Origin of the sequence: Thioalkalivibrio sp. ALgr3 (genome assembly GCF_000377325.1) — a bacterium.
Taxonomy (GTDB): domain Bacteria; phylum Pseudomonadota; class Gammaproteobacteria; order Ectothiorhodospirales; family Ectothiorhodospiraceae; genus Thioalkalivibrio.
The window spans coordinates 215,642-229,782 of record NZ_KB897979.1 but is presented as its reverse complement, the minus strand read 5'-3'; the positions used below and the strand labels follow the sequence as shown (position 1 = coordinate 229,782).

Sequence of the window (14,141 nt, the reverse complement as noted above, 5' to 3'; positions counted from 1 at the left end):
CAAGAAAGGGATGCGTGTGTTGGGTTAGGAATGTGGGTTCGTGTTGATGGGGTCTGTCGATGCGGTGGGCGTGGAACAAGCTAGTCGAGAAAGGCGACGGCTTTGACGAGGGCGTGGGCGCGGGTGCCGGGTTGGAGGCGCAGGCGTTCGGCGGAGAGGCGGGTGAGTTCGGCCATCAGGGTCTGGCCGTCGTGCTGGCGGCAGACGGCGAGGATGCGCGCGGGACCGTGGTGGCCGGGGGCCTCGTCGAGGGACTCGATGGTGACGGGGACGATGTTGAGGACGGAGACGTCGTCGGGCGCGGAGAGGGCGAGGGCAACGTCGCGGGCGTCGATGCGCAGGCGGGCCGGGCGCCCGGCGCCGTTGGTGGCGCCCGGGGTGGACGGTACGCGGTAGCGGGCCTCGGGCGGGCCGAAGGGGTGCAGGCCGTGTTCGTCGGGCGGGCCCAGTTCGCCCTGAAGGACGGAGACGGCGCCCTGTTCGCGGAACAGGGGGGAGTCGGCGCGGGCGAGCGCCTCGCGCAGGGGTTCCAGGCGTTCCAGGCGGCCCTGGTGCATGAAGGCGACGCGGTGGGCGAGGCGTTCGACCTCGTCCGGGGCGTGGGTGACGAGCAGGGTGGGGATGCCGGTCTCCTCGGACAGCCGCGCGAGGAAGGGCATGATCTCGCGCCGGGTCTGGGTGTCCAGGGCGTTCAGGGGTTCGTCGAGCAGCAGCAGGTCGGGGCTGGTGAGCAGGGCGCGGCCGAGGGCGACGCGCTGGCGCTGGCCGCCGGAGAGCTGGTCGGCGCGGCGCTCCAGGAGCTCGTCGATGCCGAGCAGGTCGGCGACCTCGTCCATGTGCAGGCGGCGCAGGGGCTCCGGTGTGCGCTTGTAGCCGTAGAGCAGGTTGCCGCGCACCGACAGGTGCGGCAGCAGGGTGGATTCCTGGAACACCAGGCCGACGCGGCGGCGGTGCAGCGGGACGAAGGTCTTGCCGGATTGCCAGGGGGTGGCGCCGAAGTGCACCTCGGCGCCGGGCGCGTGCTCCAGCCCCGCGATAATGCGCAGCAGTGTGGTCTTGCCGCAGCCGGAGCGGCCGAACAGGGCGGTGACGCCCTGCAGCGGGAAGGCGGTGTCCACGTCCAGGGTGAAGCCTGCGCGCTCCAGCCGCGCCTTGATCCGCAGGGTCTCGGTCATGGGGCCGGTCACGGGCGCACCGTGTCGAAGCGGCGGTTGATCGCGTAGACCACGAACAGCACCGCGAAGGCGAAGATCAGCAGGCCCAGCGACAGGCGGTGGGCGGCCTCGAAGTCCATGGCCTCGGCGTGGTCGTAGATCAGGATGGACAGCACCTGGGTCTCGCCGGGGATCGCGCCGCCCAGCATCAGGATCACGCCGAACTCGCCGAGGGTGTGGGCGAAGGCGAGGGTGGCGGCGACGATGAAGCCGCCGCGGGTCATCGGCAGGATGACGGTGAAGAAACGGTCGATGCGCCCGGCGCCCAGCGAGCCGGCGATCTCCACCGGGCGGCGGCCGAGGTTGGCGAAGGCCTGCTGCAGCGGCTGCACCGCGAACGGCAGGGAGTAGATCACCGAGGCGATCAGGATGCCCTGGAAGGTGAAGGCCAGGTGGTTCAGGCCCCAGTTCTCCAGCGTGCTGCCGACCGGGCCGGCCGGGCCCAGCAGGACCAATAGATAGAAGCCCAACACGGTGGGCGGCAGCACCAGCGGCAGGGCGACCAGCGCCTGCACCGCGGTGCGCAGCCCGCCGGGGGCACGGCCGTTGGCCAGCCACCAGGCGATGGGCGTGGCGATCACCAGCAGGATCAGCGTGGTGTAGAGCGCGAGCTTGAGGGTGACCTCGATCGCCATCCAGTCCGTGGGGCTCAGGTCGAACATGGGCGCTTACGGGGCGGCCGTGGCGGCTTCGGCGGAGCGGTTTTCGGCGAGGTCGTCGCCGGGCATCACGAAGCCGTAGCGGCGCATGATGTCGCGGGCGGTGTCGCCGTGCATGTAGTCGGCGAAGCGGCGCGCGGCCTCGTTGTGTTCGCCGCGTCGGGTGATGATGAAGCCCTGGGTCAGGGGTTCGTGCAGGGCGTCGTCGATCAGGTGGTGCGGGTGCTCGGCCAGGTCCGGGAACTCGGCCAGCGACAGGGCGATGACGCCGATCTCGGCACCGCCGGCCTGGACCATGCGCGCGGTCTGGGCGATGTTGTCGCCGTTGACGATCTTCGGCTGCAGCGCGTCCCAGACACCCGCGGACTTGAGCGCTTCCATCGCGCGCACGCCGTAGGGCGCGTGGGTGGGCGAGGCGATGGCGACGCGGCGGATGTCGTCGCGCGTCAGGTCTTCCAGTGTCATCGTGGAGGCATCCATGCGGTTGCTCCACAGCACGATGCGGCCGATGGCGTACACCTCCGGTTCGGTCAACGCATGGCCCTCGGCGCGCAGCTTCTGCGGGTAGGCGATATCGGCGGAGAAGAAGACGTCGTACGGCGCGCCGTTCATGATCTGCGTGGTCATGCGCCCGGAAGAGCCGTAGGTCACGCGCACCGCGTCGTCCGGGTGTTCGCGCTCGTATTCCTCGATGATCTCGTCCAGCGCGAAGCGCAGGTCGGAGGCGGCGGCGATGGTCAGCGGGTCGTTGGCGGCCACCAGGCCGGGCAGCAACAGGAACAGGGTCAGGAGCAGGGTGCGCAGGTGCATCATCGGGCGTCCTTTTCTTCCGGCCGAGTGCCCCGGGGGAACGCCTTGTCGGTTCGTTCTTTCCCGCACGGGGGTGCTCGTGCTTTTTGCACGGGATCGGGCCACGGGTGGAGGATCCGGGTGTCGGGTCGGCGGGGATTTTTGCATTCGCGTTATGTTTAATGAAACATAACGGGCTCGATGAACCCGGTCAAGCATCGGGCGGTCGGGCCCGGTGGCCGCAGGGGCCGGGGGACCGCCGGCCGGCCGTGCATTCCGGATCCGGGATGCCTCGATTCAGCGCCTTTTTGAAGGAGTGCGCATGAGTAACGAAACGAACGAACCGATGGACGAACCGCAGCTGGAGATCAGCGTGGATGCGTCGCGCGAGCTGGTGGATATCGGGCTGGCGGTACTGCTGGACATCCGCCAGCCGTTCGAGCTGGAGCTGGAAGGCGCGGTGGATGGTGCGGTATCGGTGCCGCTGTTCCGGCTGAAGCAGCTGCTGGGCAAGCATCTGTCGGAAGAAGAACAGGAGCTGCTGGATGCGGACGAGCCGGACGAGCGGGACTTCCAGCACTTCCTGTCGCTGATCAACCAGCACCATGTGCGCCAGGATCAGATCCTGCTGTGCCTGTGCAACAGCGGGCGGCGCAGCCTGCGGGCGGCGCAGCTGCTGCGCGATCTGGGGTATGTACGCAGCCTGTCGGTGCGCGAGGGGTTTCGCGGGTGGCAGGGGGCCGGGGAGGCGGATTGAGGGTCGCGGGCCGCGGCGGTTTCGTCACGGCCGGGGCCCTTGAGGGCGTCGGGGTGTTCGCGTGCGAGCACGCTCCCACATACCCACATACCCACATACCCACATACCCGCATAGTCCCATAGCCCATAGCCAATATGGTCAGATATGCGGGCTATTCGTTGTCGTCGCGGAGCAGCGGGCGCATGGCGTCGAGCTCGTCGCGGATGGCCTCGGCGGCGCGCTCCTCCATGCGGCGGTAGCGGGCGAGGACGTCCTCGCCCAGCGGCGTGACCCGCGCGCCGCCGCCCCGGGTGCCGCCGCGGGCGGTGTCCACCAGGGGTTCGCGGAAGCTGCGGTTCATGGTCTCCACCAGGTTCCAGGCCCGGCGATAGGACATGCCCATGTCACGCGCCGCACCGGAGATCGAACCCGCGCTCCGGATGGCCTCCAGCAGGCGTGCCTTGCCCGGTCCGAGGGCCGTCACCTCGCCCAGCAGGATCCGCAGGCGGGGCGTCGGGTCATGCCGGTTTCCGCTGTTGGGGGCGCTGTCGGGGTTGTCGGGGTCGCTGCTCATGGTCGGCCATGGTCGAAATCTGCGGGGATGGTGCCGTGAAAGGCCGCGGATTGCGAGGCATGTGCCGGGTATGAGCCCGGTATGGACCCGGTGTGCGCCCGGTGTAAGCTCGGCAGGCGGCGCGGTGCGGCGGGATCTGCGAGACTGAGGACATGGTGAGCAATCTTTCCAGATCGGCCCCGTTCCGTCTCGGCCGCGTCGGCCGCGGTGTCCGGTGGCGGCTGACCCGTTCGCGATGAGCGCGACGATGGCGCGGGAAGAAGCGGCGGCGCTGGAGGATCTGCTGGGCCCGCTGGATGCGGCGCTGTCCTCGCACGGGGCGGCGGTGCTGGTGGCCGAGCCCGGGGCGGGCAAGACGACCCGAGTGCCGCTGCATCTGGCCTTCGGGGATTCGCCCGGGCGCGTGGTGGTGCTGCAGCCGCGGCGTCTGGCCGCGCGCATGGCGGCTACGTTCATGGCCGGGCAGTGCGGCGAGGCCGTGGGGCAGACGGTGGGCTATCGCGTGCGCGACGCGCAGCAGGTGTCGGCGCAGACCCGGGTGGAGCTGGTCACCGACGGGATCTTCCTGCGCCGCATCCAGGCCGACCCGCTGCTCGAGGGCGTCGATACCCTGGTCTTCGATGAATTCCACCTGCGTCGGCCGGAGGCGGAGCTGGCGCTGGCCTTCGCGCTGCAGGTGCGCCGGCTGCTGCGCCCGGAGCTGCGCATCGTGGTGATGTCGGCCACCCTGGATGACGATGCGGTCGCGCGCCTGCTGGCCGGGGGCGGATCAGAGGGCGGGGCCGAACCCGTGCCGGTCCTGCGGGCACGCGGCCGGCAGTTTCCGGTGGATGTGCGGCATGCGCCGCCGGCGCCGGACGCGTCGCTGGCGGACGCGGTGGCCGGGGCGGTGCGCGAGGCGCTGGCGGCCGAGACGGGGTCCCTGCTGGTCTTCCTGCCCGGGGAGCGCGAGATCCGCGAGGTGGCCGCGCGGCTGCAGGCGGGCGGGGACGCCGGCCTGGATACGCCGTCCGGTTATGCGCGGGTCGTGCCGCTGTTCGGTCGTCTGGCCGCGGAGGAGCAGGCGCGCGCGGTGCAGCCGGCGCCGGCGGGCGAACGCAAGGTGGTGCTGGCCACCGACATCGCCGAGACCAGCCTGACCATCGAAGGCGTGCGGGTGGTGGTGGATGCGGGGCTGGCCCGCGAGCCGCGTTTCGATGCGGCCACCGGGCTTTCGCGCCTGGTGACGGTGGCGGCCTCGAAGGCCGCGGCCGAACAGCGTGCCGGGCGTGCCGGACGCACCGAACCCGGCGTCGCGATCCGGCTGTGGGCGCAGGCGGACGAGGTCGCCCGGCCGGATTACGCAACCCCGGGACTGCGCCAGGTGGACCTTCTGCCGCTGGCGCTGGAGCTGGCGGGCTGGGGCGAGCCGGTGGCCGGGCTGGACTGGCTGGAACCGCCCCCGGCGCAGGGACTGGCCTCGGCGCAGGCGCTGCTCGCGGAACTGGGCGCGGTGGACGCAGCGGGGCGCATCACCGATCACGGGCGTGCGCTGCTGCGCCTTCCGACCCATCCGCGGCTGGCGCACATGCTGCTGCGTGCGCAGGAACGCGGGTGGTCGCGGCTGGCCTGTGAGCTGGCGGTGCTGGTGGAGGAGCCGGGTCTGGCCGGACCGGAGATGCCCCTGGATCTGGAGTTGCGGCTGGAGCGGGCCCGGCGCGCGGGCGGACGTGCCTGGCAGCGATCCCTGCGGCGTCTGGAGCAGGGGCTGGAACGGGTCCCGGGTGCGGCCGAAGCCGGCGAAGCGGCGGCGAACGAGGCAATGGACGAGCCCGCCGCCCTGGACGTGCTGGCCGCGCTGGCCTGGCCGGAGCGCATCGCCCGGCATCGTGGCGGCACGGCCGGGCGTTTCGTGATGGGCAACGGCCGCGGCGCGGTGCTGCCGGAGCGCGAACGCCTGGCGCATGCGGAATTCCTGGTGGCGGTGGACTGCAGCGATGCCGAACGCGAGGCCCGCATCCGCTGCGCGGTGGCGCTGGATCCGGCGGTGCTGGAACGCGAGGCGCCGGAGCTGTTCCACCGCGAGACGCGCTGCGACTGGGTGGAGGACGGAGCGCGCCTGGAGAATGCGCGTATCCGCCGGGTCGGCACGCTGGTGATCGAACGGCAGATGATCGCGCTGGCGGATCCCGCCGACACCGTCGCCCCGTGGTGCGCACGGCTGCGCCGCGAGGGGCTGGAGCGGCTGCCGTGGGACGCGGCGGCCAGTCAGCTCCGCGCCCGCATCCACCTGCTGCACGAGGCGATGCCGGAGGCGGGGTTTCCGGATATGAGCGATGCCGCGCTGCTGGCGGACTTCGAGCAGTGGCTGGGGCCGTATCTCGCCGGGATCACGCGGCGGCGCGATCTGGAACGCCTCGATCTGGCGGCGATCCTGCGCGCACGCCTGGACTGGGCCCAGCAGCAGCAACTGGAACGCGAGGCGCCGGCGCGCATCGAGGTGCCGTCCGGTTCCGCCCACCGGGTCGACTACACCTGCGAGCCGCCGGTGCTGGCGGTCAAGCTGCAGGAGCTGTTCGGCCTGACCGATACCCCGACGGTTGCCGGCGGCCGGGTGGCGGTGATGCTGCATCTGCTGTCACCGGCCGGGCGCCCGGTGCAGGTCACCCAGGACCTGAAGAGCTTCTGGGCGAACGGCTACCCGGAGGTGCGCCGCGAGCTGAAGGGGCGTTATCCGAAGCATCCGTGGCCCGAGGACCCCTGGGATGCGCCCGCGACCCGGCATGCAAAGCGGCGGTGATCGCGGGGACCGCCCCCCGGAGTCCGGCTCCGGATCGGGTCCACGATGCGGCGCGCGGCGTTCTCGGGTAGTGTCGCGTTCAGCACCACTGCGAGAAGATTCCCCCGATGCTGAAGTTCCTGACCGCGATCCTGATCCTGCTGTTCATCTGGTGGCGGGTGTCGCGCTGGCTGGAGGTGCGCCGCCGCCGGGCACGCGGCGAGGACATCTCCTACGAGGTGCGGATCAAGGGTTATCGGCCGATCACCATCCTCAGCGTGATCTTCCTGATCCTGTACGGGGGCTATGTCGTCTGGTACCTGCTGACGGAACATCTGGGACTGCTGTAGTCCGTTCGTCCCGCGGGTCGAGCCACGGGTCAGCAGTCCCCGATGCGCTCGCCCTCGATCTCCATGATGATCGTCATCGGGCCCATGGGGCTGTCGACGTCGGTGGTCATGGTGCCTTCGGAACGCGTTCCCATGAAGCGCATCTCGCCTTCCATGGTGGCGCGGCCGCCCTGCGGATCGGTGCAGGTCATGGCGAAGTCGGCGCCGTCGGAGCGGACGTCCACGTGATCCAGGGTGCATTCTTCCGGAACCTCGATGACGTCCTCGCCCTTTTCGATGTCCTCCTGCGTCACGCATTCGCGGGTGACTTCGACCTGGTCCTGCATCTGGGGCATGCCTTCGATGGTGGTCGTATGGGTGTACTCCCATTCACCGGGTTCGAGGTTGGGGGTCTCGGCCTGGGCGGCCACGGGCAGGGCCAGCAGGGCCAGCGGGATCAGGAATCGCAGCATGACGGTTCTCCGGATGCGGAAAAGGGCTTTCCCGGTCCATCTTGCATGGGGGCCGGAGGTGTGGCAACTCTGCATTTGGAGGGGACGAGGAGTACGCAATGACGGGACGCTGGTGGTTGCCGCTGATCGTTGTGCTGGTCGCGGCCGGAGCCTGGCGCGAGCTGGTGCAGGACGACGCGCGGGAGGCGGACGCGCCGGCCCCGGCCGCGTTCGCGGAGCACCCGGTTGCGCCGGGGTGCCGGCTCCCGGTGACCTTTCATCTCGATCGGGTGGACACGGCGTTCGGTCTGGAGGAACACGAAGTGCGCGCGGCCCTGCGCGATGCCCGCCGGATGTGGGAGGCGGTGACCGACGCCCGGCTGTTTCGTGAGCGGGCGGGCGAGGGCGTGGCCGTGCGGCTGGTGTTCGACGAGCGGCAGGCCGAGGCCCTGCGGCGCGAGCAGGTCCGCTCGGGGCTGGAAGAACGGTACGCGGAGATCGAGCGACGGCGCGATCGTCTGGATCACGCGCGCTCCGCGCTGGAGGCGGACCTCCGCCGCCATGGGGAAGACCGCGAAGACCTGGCAGAGCGCCAGGCGGCTCACCGGCGCGACGTTTCCGCCTGGAATGCCGGCGAGGGGAGCCGCAGCGAGGCGCGTCGCGCGCGGCTGGAGCGCGAAGCGGAGGCCATCGAGGGCCAGCGGCGCCAGCTGAACCGCCGGGCCGAGCGCCTGGACGAACGCCGCGAAGAACTGGAACAACGCCGGGCGGAGCTGGACGCGGCGATCGCGGACTACAATGCCCGTGCGGACGGTCACAACGAGCGCTCGCGCGGAGCGACCGGATTCAACGTGGGACTGTACGAACAGTCCGCCGACGGACGCGCCATCACGGTCTATCAGGCCGCCGACCGCGAACGGCTGACGCTGGTGCTGGCGCACGAGCTGGGCCATGCGCTGGGCATCGGCCATGTTGCGGATCCGGCGGCGGTGATGCACGCCAGTCTGGGTGCCGAGAATGCGGGGCGCGAGCGACTCGCGGAGGCCGACCGGCGTGCGCTGGAACAGGCCTGCGACGTGACCACCGAGTCCACCGGGCCCACCGGGCCCGCACGGGGTCAGTAGCGGTAGCGCAGCCCTGCCGACAGGATGTTCACCCGCCCGCGGGTGCTGCCGCTGTATTCCACCGTGCCGGTGTCGAATTCGCGGGTCAGTTCGATGTCCTCGCTCGACACGTGGACGTAGGAGTAGCCGAGGTCGACGCTCAGTCGTTCCGACGGATGCCAGGAGGCCCCCAGCGACAGCCAGGTGCGGTCGCCGTCCGGGGTTCGGGTCGAGCGGTGGCTGTCGCGGGTGGGGGTGCGGTCGTACTGGATGCCGCCGCGCAGGGTCCAGGCCGGGTTGAGCTCGTATTCGGCCCCGATCGCCAGGGCGTAGCTGTTGCGATAGTCCTGCTCCAGCTCCTGTTCGGCCAGTGGGTGGCTGGACTCCACCGCGATCTCGTCGAAGTTCGACCACTTGAACCAGGTGTACTGCAGCAGCCCGGTCCAGCGTTCGTTGAAGCGATGGCTGAGCGCGGCGCTGGCGATGTCCGGGAGCTTGAGGTCGGCCTCGCCGGTTGCGATCACCGGTCGGCTGATCGGGCCGTTTTCGGGCATGGACACCCGGGCAGTGCCCTTGAGCGTGTGGGTCACCCCGCTGCGATAGTGCAACCCGAGGCGAGTGGTGTCCGCGAGGTCGATCAGCACGCCGAGGTTGTACCCCACGTCCCAGCTGTCCCCTTCCAGGCGGTATTCGCCGTCGAGTGCCGGGTCCGGACCAATCGGGTCCGGGATGGCCGCACGCAGCGTGGCATCGGCGTACTGCAGGTCGATGCCACCGCCGACGGAGACCCGGTCGCTGACCTGCACGGCGATGCTGGGCTGCAGGTTGAGCACCCGCAGGTCGGTCTCCAGCGAGTCGTAGCGGGCGAAGAAATCGTCGTCGTACTCGCCCTTCAGTCCGAAATGGGTGCCCAGGCCGAAGCCCAGCCATACGCGATCCGACTGTGGCTCGGCCCAGTAGAAACTGGGCAGCGGGGTGGGGTCGTAGGGGTTGTCGCCCTCGCTGCCCTCCACGGGCGACGTCTGGCCGTTCGCATTCGTGAAGCGCGAGCCGTCGTTGCGGGTGCTGGAGCGCGGGAACAGCAGATGCGCACCGGCCTGCACCTCGGCGCTTTCCAGGCGGGTCATGCCGGCGGGGTTGAAATAGATGGTGCTGGCGTCGGAGGCGACGGCGGCCTCACCGGCATAGGCCCGGCCCAGGCCGGTCACCCCCTGTTCCTGCAGGTAGAAGCCGGCGGCCAGCACGGTGGCCGGGGCCAGACCGAGCGGCACGGCGATGGCCGCGGCCGCGAGATGGCGCGGTCGAACAGGCATGGTTCCCCCCTTCACACCCGTGACACGGATTCTCGTGATCCGACTGGCAGCCGAAGGTAGCGACCCCGCCGGCCGGATACAAGGGCCGGCTTAAATCAGCAGCAGGGCGAGCCCGATGGCGGCGGCCGCCGCGCCGCCACCGGCCAGCCCCAGGGTGCGGGCGGTGAAGCGGCCGATCACCGGGCGTGCCCGTTCGCGCCGGGTGAATGCATCCTGCACGGCGACCAGCGCGGTAATGGCGCCGGCGACCAGCAGGATGATGCCGAAGATGTCCAGCAGTGGGGCGTATTCCATGTCGGTGTCCCTGGCGGCGGTCGAGGCTGCTTTGGTGGATCATCCGGCGCGGCTGCGGGTTCCGCATCCCAACCCTGATCATGTCGGGGTTGGTTGTGAACGGGGTCTCAGTGCTCGAAGGTAGCAATGACCATTCAGGATAGTGGGTTGTCAGGAGACAGCCAATCGGGAGGGATCTCATGTCATCGATCTTGCTCAATCGTTCGCAGCATGCGCGTCACTGGTTTCGGTCGGGCCTGATGGTCGCCGGCGCGGCCATACTGATGGCCTGCGGCCCCGGCGAAGGGCAGTCCGAGGTGCCCGGGGTGGAGGCGTCCGCGCTGGCGCATCCGGAGGAAGCGGGCGAACTGGTGGTGGTCACCCGCAACGCACCCACCGCCTGGTTCTACGACCGCCATACCGAGACCGCGGGCCCCGAACACGATCTGGTGGAGGCGTTCGCCGACGCCCGCGGCTGGGACGTCGAGTGGCAGGTGGTGGATTCGGTCGATGCCGTGCTGCGGGCCCTCGCCTCGGGAGAGGTCCACATGGCCGCGGCCGGGCTCACGCACCTCGAGTCGCGCGATGCCGATTTCCTCCGCGGGCCGCAGCACACCGAGGTGACCGAGCAGGTCGTCTGTCATCGTGACCAGCGTCCGCAGCCGCAGACGGCCGCCGACCTGGACGGGCTGGAGCTGGCGGTGAGTGCCAGCAGTGCCTACGTGGAAACGCTGCAGGCGCTGGAGGAGCCCGTGCCCTACCGTGCCGAGCCCGAGGGTACCGAGCGGCTGCTGGCGGCCGTGGAAGAGGGCCGGCTGGACTGCACCGTGGCGGACTCGCATATCGCCGAACTCAATCGGCGCATGTTCCCGCATCTGGAAGTGGCCTTCGACCTGAGTGACGTCCGCGCGATCGGCTGGTACCTGCACCCCGATTTCGAGGGGCTGGCCGCACAGGCGCGCGCCTGGATGGACACCGACGAGGGCACGCAGGCCCGCGCCCGGGTGGACGAGCTGTACTACGCCTATGTACCCGAATTCGACTTCGTCGACCTGCGCGCGCTGACCCGGCGCATCGACCAGCGGCTGCCGGATTTCCGGCCGGTGTTCGAGGAGGCCGCGGACGAGTACGAAATGCCCGCCGATCTGCTGGCCGCGCTGGCCTACCAGGAGTCGCACTGGGATCCGGAAGCCCGCAGTCCCACCGGGGTGCGCGGCCTGATGATGCTGACGCAGCGCACCGCGCAGGAGCTGGGGATCGAGGATCGCCTGGATCCGGAGCAGAGCATTCGCGGCGGCGCGCGTTACCTGCGTCAGATGCACGAGCGCCTGGATGAGGACATTCCGGAACCGGACCGCACCTATCTCGCGCTGGCCAGCTACAACATCGGCCGCGGGCATCTGCTGGACGCGCGGCGCCTGGCGCGCGAGCTGGGCCGCGATCCCGACCGCTGGGCGGACATGCGCGAGGTGCTGCCACTGCTGACCGAGGAGCGTTACTACAGCGACCTGCGTTACGGCTATGCGCGTGGCTACCAGCCGGTGTACTACGTCCAGCGCATCCGCAACTACCGCGACGTGATCCGGCCGGTGTTCGTCGAGGACGAATCGGCGCCGCTCACCGGGTCGCGAGTGGCGCTGGACTGAGCACGCTCCCGGTCAGGTCCTCCAGGGCCCGCGCCCAGGCCGGCAGCAGCGCGTCGGTTTCCAGCGCCGAGACGTCCACCGGTGGCGGCAGGCCGTCGGTGAGCCAGCGTTCCAGTCGCGCGGCCAGGGCCTCGGGGTCGCCGGCCGGATAGCGGTATTCGGGCGGGTACTGCTCCGGGTAGCAAAGGGCGTCCGGGACCAGCGGACGCGCGCCGGCGCCGCTGGCCTCCAGCATCGACAGTCCCTGGAATTCGTGTGCGGTGCTGCTGACCACGATGCCCGCGCGCCGCAGCAGGGCGTCGTATTCCTCCCGTGGCACGCGCCCGTCGGCGACGATGCATGCACCGAAACGCTGCCGGATGCGCTGCAGGGCGTCGGGGGGCGGTTCCGGACGCGGACCCAGCAGGGCCAGGCGGAAGTCCCGCCCGCGCGCGGCCAGTCTTTCCAGGGCGTCGGCGAAGAGTTCCGGGCGCTTGTCGTATTCCCAGCGATGGTTCCACAGGATCAGTCCCGGGTCACGTTCGGGTGTTCCCCCGTCGGGGCGCCGCGGCGGCGCGACCGGGACCGGGAGTACGCGGGCCCGCTCGGCCAGGCGTTCGGGGACGCCGGGCGGGACTGCGTCGGGCATGCGCCGCAACAGGGCCCGCAGGCCGTCGAGGAAGGAATCGCGATTGAATGCGGAGTTGAATGCGATGCGCCCGGCGGACAGCGCGCCGTAGACCTGCACTATCTGCGGCTCGATGGAGCGCACCTGATGCTCGCCCACCGGGTAGGCGAACTGGTTTTCGTGGAAGTAGTACAGCGCGGGCAGGGCCGCCAGCGGCGGGTGCAGGCCCCGCAGCGTGGCCAGATCCACCATCGAGGTGGCGACGATCGCATCGGGGCGCACGCCTTCCAGCGCATCCAGCCACGAGATCGGGTTGCCGCGGATGCGCCAGCGGAAATGGCGCCCGGGCAGTTCGAAGCGCTGCCAGTCGATGCCGGGAAAGGCGGTCACCAGGGCGTCCGCCCACGCGGCATGGCTGTCGGCACGATAGGCCGACAGCAGCAGCACGCGTGGACGTATTTCCCGGTTCATTCGGGCTGCGCTCTGTCTCAGCCGCCGGTCGGGGCGGTCCAGCGTTCGCCCTGCATCGGCTCGTCCACCGGTGTGGCGGCGAGGTGGTTGGTGTAGTTGGACAGGGTCTTGAGGCCGATGACGAGGATAACCTCCAGCATCTTCTGCGGGGTGTGGCCGGCCTCCAGAAAGGCCTGCTTGTCCGTCTCGTCCACCCAGCCGCGGTGTTCCAGCATGGCCCGGGCAAACCCGCGCAGGGCCTCCAGCGCGGGGGCCTCCAGCGGCCGGTCCTCGCGCAGGGCATCTACCACCGAATCGGCGACGCCGGCCATGCGGCCGGTCATGCTGTGGGCGGCCATGCAGTAATCACAGGCGTGGAAACGGCTGACGGTGAGCAGGAGCACGGCCTGTTCCTCGCCGCTCAGCGAGGTCTGCTGCAGGAGTTCGTTGAGATCGAGATAGGCCGCGGCCAGGGCCGGGGCGGTGGCCATCTTGCGGATCAGGTTGGGGACCATGCCGAAGGTGGCCTCGGCGCGGTCGAAACTGCTGGCGGCCGCAGGGGCCGATGCGCGGTCGTGCAGGGGGAAATCGGATTCGGTCGTCATGGCGCGTCTCCGTCGGGATGGGTGGTGAGCAGCAGGTCCTGCAGCGCCGGGGCCAGGCGCAGGATGGTGTCCGCATCCTGTTCCGCCCGTGCCATCAGCAGGATGCCCTCCATCAGCGCGAGCCAGTGATCGGCGAGGCGGGCGGTGTCGGTGCGTGCGTCCAGTTCGCCGTGCGCGACGGCCGCGTCGAGGGCCGCGCGGAATCGCGCGCGGATCGCGTCCAGATGGCCCTGCATGGCTGCGCGCAGGCGCGGGCTCTGCGTGCCGGTTTCCACCGCCAGGCTGCCGAACGGGCAGCCGGGAAGGCGACCCTCCGCGGCCTGCATGCGGGCCTGGAATGCGTGGATCGCGCCGACGAAGGCGGTGATCCGCTCGCGCAGTCCGCCGGGTCCGCGCAGGGCGGGCTGCAGGACTTCCGCCTCGAACTCGCCGTACAGCGCCTCCAGCGTGGCGATGACCAGATCCTCCTTGCCCGGGAAGAAGTGATACAGGCTGCCGCGCCGCACGCCGGCGCGCTCGCAGATGCCGGCGATGCCCACCGAACCGTAGCTGCGGGTGAGCACGAGACCGCGGGTGGCATCCATCAGGGCCTGTCGGCTTTGGTCTCCGGTCGTCATGATCTACAGTCTAGT

Annotated in this window: 15 protein-coding genes; 5 read left to right on the top strand and 10 right to left on the bottom strand. The window is 70.3% G+C overall.

What is annotated here, in order from left to right:
• Positions 1-80: 80 nt before the first annotated feature.
• The 3 genes from modC to modA are packed head-to-tail and all read right to left on the bottom strand — an operon-like array spanning position 81 to position 2,683.
• Positions 81-1,187 carry a molybdenum ABC transporter ATP-binding protein gene (modC, locus tag C998_RS0106750; RefSeq protein WP_026279509.1) on the bottom strand — a complete coding sequence of 369 codons (1,107 nt, stop codon included), beginning with the start codon at positions 1,185-1,187 and terminating at the stop codon, positions 81-83.
• Entirely contained in the window at positions 1,184-1,876 is a 693-nt protein-coding gene (gene modB / locus C998_RS0106745; RefSeq protein WP_018870096.1) for a molybdate ABC transporter permease subunit, read from the bottom strand. Before modB ends, modC begins: the two co-directional genes overlap by 4 nt.
• 6 nt (positions 1,877-1,882) lie before the next feature.
• Positions 1,883-2,683: a molybdate ABC transporter substrate-binding protein gene (modA, locus tag C998_RS0106740; RefSeq protein ID WP_026279508.1), complete on the bottom strand. Its 801-nt coding sequence runs from the start codon at positions 2,681-2,683 to the stop codon at positions 1,883-1,885.
• A 301-nt stretch (positions 2,684-2,984) separates the two neighbouring features.
• Here modA and C998_RS0106735 point away from each other — a divergent pair, with 301 nt between their 5' ends.
• The gene (locus C998_RS0106735) at positions 2,985-3,419 is read left to right on the top strand and encodes a rhodanese-like domain-containing protein (protein ID WP_018870094.1); all 435 of its coding nucleotides are present in this window, start codon (positions 2,985-2,987) and stop codon (positions 3,417-3,419) included.
• A 152-nt stretch (positions 3,420-3,571) separates the two neighbouring features.
• On the opposite strand, the gene C998_RS0106730 is transcribed toward C998_RS0106735, so the two are convergent.
• A complete protein-coding gene (locus C998_RS0106730) occupies positions 3,572-3,973 on the bottom strand; it encodes a winged helix-turn-helix domain-containing protein (RefSeq protein WP_018870093.1) in 402 nt (133 codons plus the stop codon).
• A gap of 247 nt (positions 3,974-4,220) precedes the next feature.
• Between C998_RS0106730 and hrpB the strand changes: the two genes are divergently transcribed.
• Together hrpB and C998_RS0106720 are read left to right on the top strand one after the other, a co-directional pair.
• Complete coding sequence (gene hrpB, locus C998_RS0106725; protein ID WP_018870092.1) at positions 4,221-6,752, top strand: ATP-dependent helicase HrpB; 2,532 nt, start codon at positions 4,221-4,223, stop codon at positions 6,750-6,752.
• 107 nt (positions 6,753-6,859) lie between these two features.
• Positions 6,860-7,081, top strand: coding sequence for a hypothetical protein (locus C998_RS0106720; protein WP_018870091.1), 222 nt, complete (start codon positions 6,860-6,862; stop codon positions 7,079-7,081).
• Between the two features lie 29 nt (positions 7,082-7,110).
• Here the strand turns inward: C998_RS0106720 and C998_RS0106715 are convergent, their stop codons facing one another.
• Positions 7,111-7,533 (bottom strand): DUF3617 family protein, encoded by a 423-nt coding sequence (locus tag C998_RS0106715; protein ID WP_018870090.1) that lies wholly within the window; start codon positions 7,531-7,533, stop codon positions 7,111-7,113.
• Positions 7,534-7,631: 98 nt separating this feature from the next.
• Here C998_RS0106715 and C998_RS0106710 point away from each other — a divergent pair, with 98 nt between their 5' ends.
• On the top strand, positions 7,632-8,636 hold the full coding sequence (locus C998_RS0106710; protein ID WP_018870089.1) for a matrixin family metalloprotease: 1,005 nt from the start codon (positions 7,632-7,634) through the stop codon (positions 8,634-8,636).
• Here C998_RS0106710 and C998_RS0106705 read toward each other — a convergent pair.
• Positions 8,630-9,928, bottom strand: coding sequence for an OmpP1/FadL family transporter (locus C998_RS0106705; RefSeq protein ID WP_018870088.1), 1,299 nt, complete (start codon positions 9,926-9,928; stop codon positions 8,630-8,632). The genes C998_RS0106710 and C998_RS0106705 overlap by 7 nt on opposite strands.
• A gap of 90 nt (positions 9,929-10,018) precedes the next feature.
• Entirely contained in the window at positions 10,019-10,222 is a 204-nt protein-coding gene (locus tag C998_RS0106700; protein WP_018870087.1) for a DUF3185 family protein, read from the bottom strand.
• Positions 10,223-10,401: 179 nt separating this feature from the next.
• Between C998_RS0106700 and mltF the strand changes: the two genes are divergently transcribed.
• Entirely contained in the window at positions 10,402-11,847 is a 1,446-nt protein-coding gene (gene mltF, locus C998_RS0106695; RefSeq protein ID WP_018870086.1) for a membrane-bound lytic murein transglycosylase MltF, read from the top strand.
• On the opposite strand, the gene C998_RS0106690 is transcribed toward mltF, so the two are convergent.
• From C998_RS0106690 to C998_RS0106680, 3 genes are read right to left on the bottom strand one after another with little or no spacing between them, the layout of a single operon-like run.
• The gene (locus C998_RS0106690) at positions 11,819-12,925 is read right to left on the bottom strand and encodes a DUF3524 domain-containing protein (RefSeq protein WP_038081760.1); all 1,107 of its coding nucleotides are present in this window, start codon (positions 12,923-12,925) and stop codon (positions 11,819-11,821) included. The genes mltF and C998_RS0106690 overlap by 29 nt on opposite strands.
• Before the next feature lie 17 nt (positions 12,926-12,942).
• Positions 12,943-13,509, bottom strand: coding sequence for a carboxymuconolactone decarboxylase family protein (locus C998_RS0106685; protein WP_018870084.1), 567 nt, complete (start codon positions 13,507-13,509; stop codon positions 12,943-12,945).
• Positions 13,506-14,093, bottom strand: coding sequence for a TetR/AcrR family transcriptional regulator (locus C998_RS0106680; protein WP_018870083.1), 588 nt, complete (start codon positions 14,091-14,093; stop codon positions 13,506-13,508). Before C998_RS0106680 ends, C998_RS0106685 begins: the two co-directional genes overlap by 4 nt.
• Between the last annotated feature and the right edge of the window lie 48 nt (positions 14,094-14,141).

Bases quoted from the DNA above. Each gene is read 5' to 3' on its own strand.
- C998_RS0106735 (WP_018870094.1), top strand. From the start codon at position 2,985: ATGAGTAACGAAACGAACGAACCGATGGACGAACCGCAGCTGGAGATC.
- C998_RS0106690 (WP_038081760.1), bottom strand. From the start codon at position 12,925: ATGAACCGGGAAATACGTCCACGCGTGCTGCTGCTGTCGGCCTATCGT.
- C998_RS0106720 (WP_018870091.1), top strand. From the start codon at position 6,860: ATGCTGAAGTTCCTGACCGCGATCCTGATCCTGCTGTTCATCTGGTGG.
- modA (WP_026279508.1), bottom strand. From the start codon at position 2,683: ATGCACCTGCGCACCCTGCTCCTGACCCTGTTCCTGTTGCTGCCCGGC.
- C998_RS0106705 (WP_018870088.1), bottom strand. From the start codon at position 9,928: ATGCCTGTTCGACCGCGCCATCTCGCGGCCGCGGCCATCGCCGTGCCG.
- C998_RS0106710 (WP_018870089.1), top strand. From the start codon at position 7,632: ATGACGGGACGCTGGTGGTTGCCGCTGATCGTTGTGCTGGTCGCGGCC.
- C998_RS0106700 (WP_018870087.1), bottom strand. From the start codon at position 10,222: ATGGAATACGCCCCACTGCTGGACATCTTCGGCATCATCCTGCTGGTC.
- modB (WP_018870096.1), bottom strand. From the start codon at position 1,876: ATGTTCGACCTGAGCCCCACGGACTGGATGGCGATCGAGGTCACCCTC.
- mltF (WP_018870086.1), top strand. From the start codon at position 10,402: ATGTCATCGATCTTGCTCAATCGTTCGCAGCATGCGCGTCACTGGTTT.
- C998_RS0106680 (WP_018870083.1), bottom strand. From the start codon at position 14,093: ATGGATGCCACCCGCGGTCTCGTGCTCACCCGCAGCTACGGTTCGGTG.
- C998_RS0106730 (WP_018870093.1), bottom strand. From the start codon at position 3,973: ATGAGCAGCGACCCCGACAACCCCGACAGCGCCCCCAACAGCGGAAAC.
- C998_RS0106715 (WP_018870090.1), bottom strand. From the start codon at position 7,533: ATGCTGCGATTCCTGATCCCGCTGGCCCTGCTGGCCCTGCCCGTGGCC.
- C998_RS0106685 (WP_018870084.1), bottom strand. From the start codon at position 13,509: ATGACGACCGAATCCGATTTCCCCCTGCACGACCGCGCATCGGCCCCT.
- hrpB (WP_018870092.1), top strand. From the start codon at position 4,221: ATGGCGCGGGAAGAAGCGGCGGCGCTGGAGGATCTGCTGGGCCCGCTG.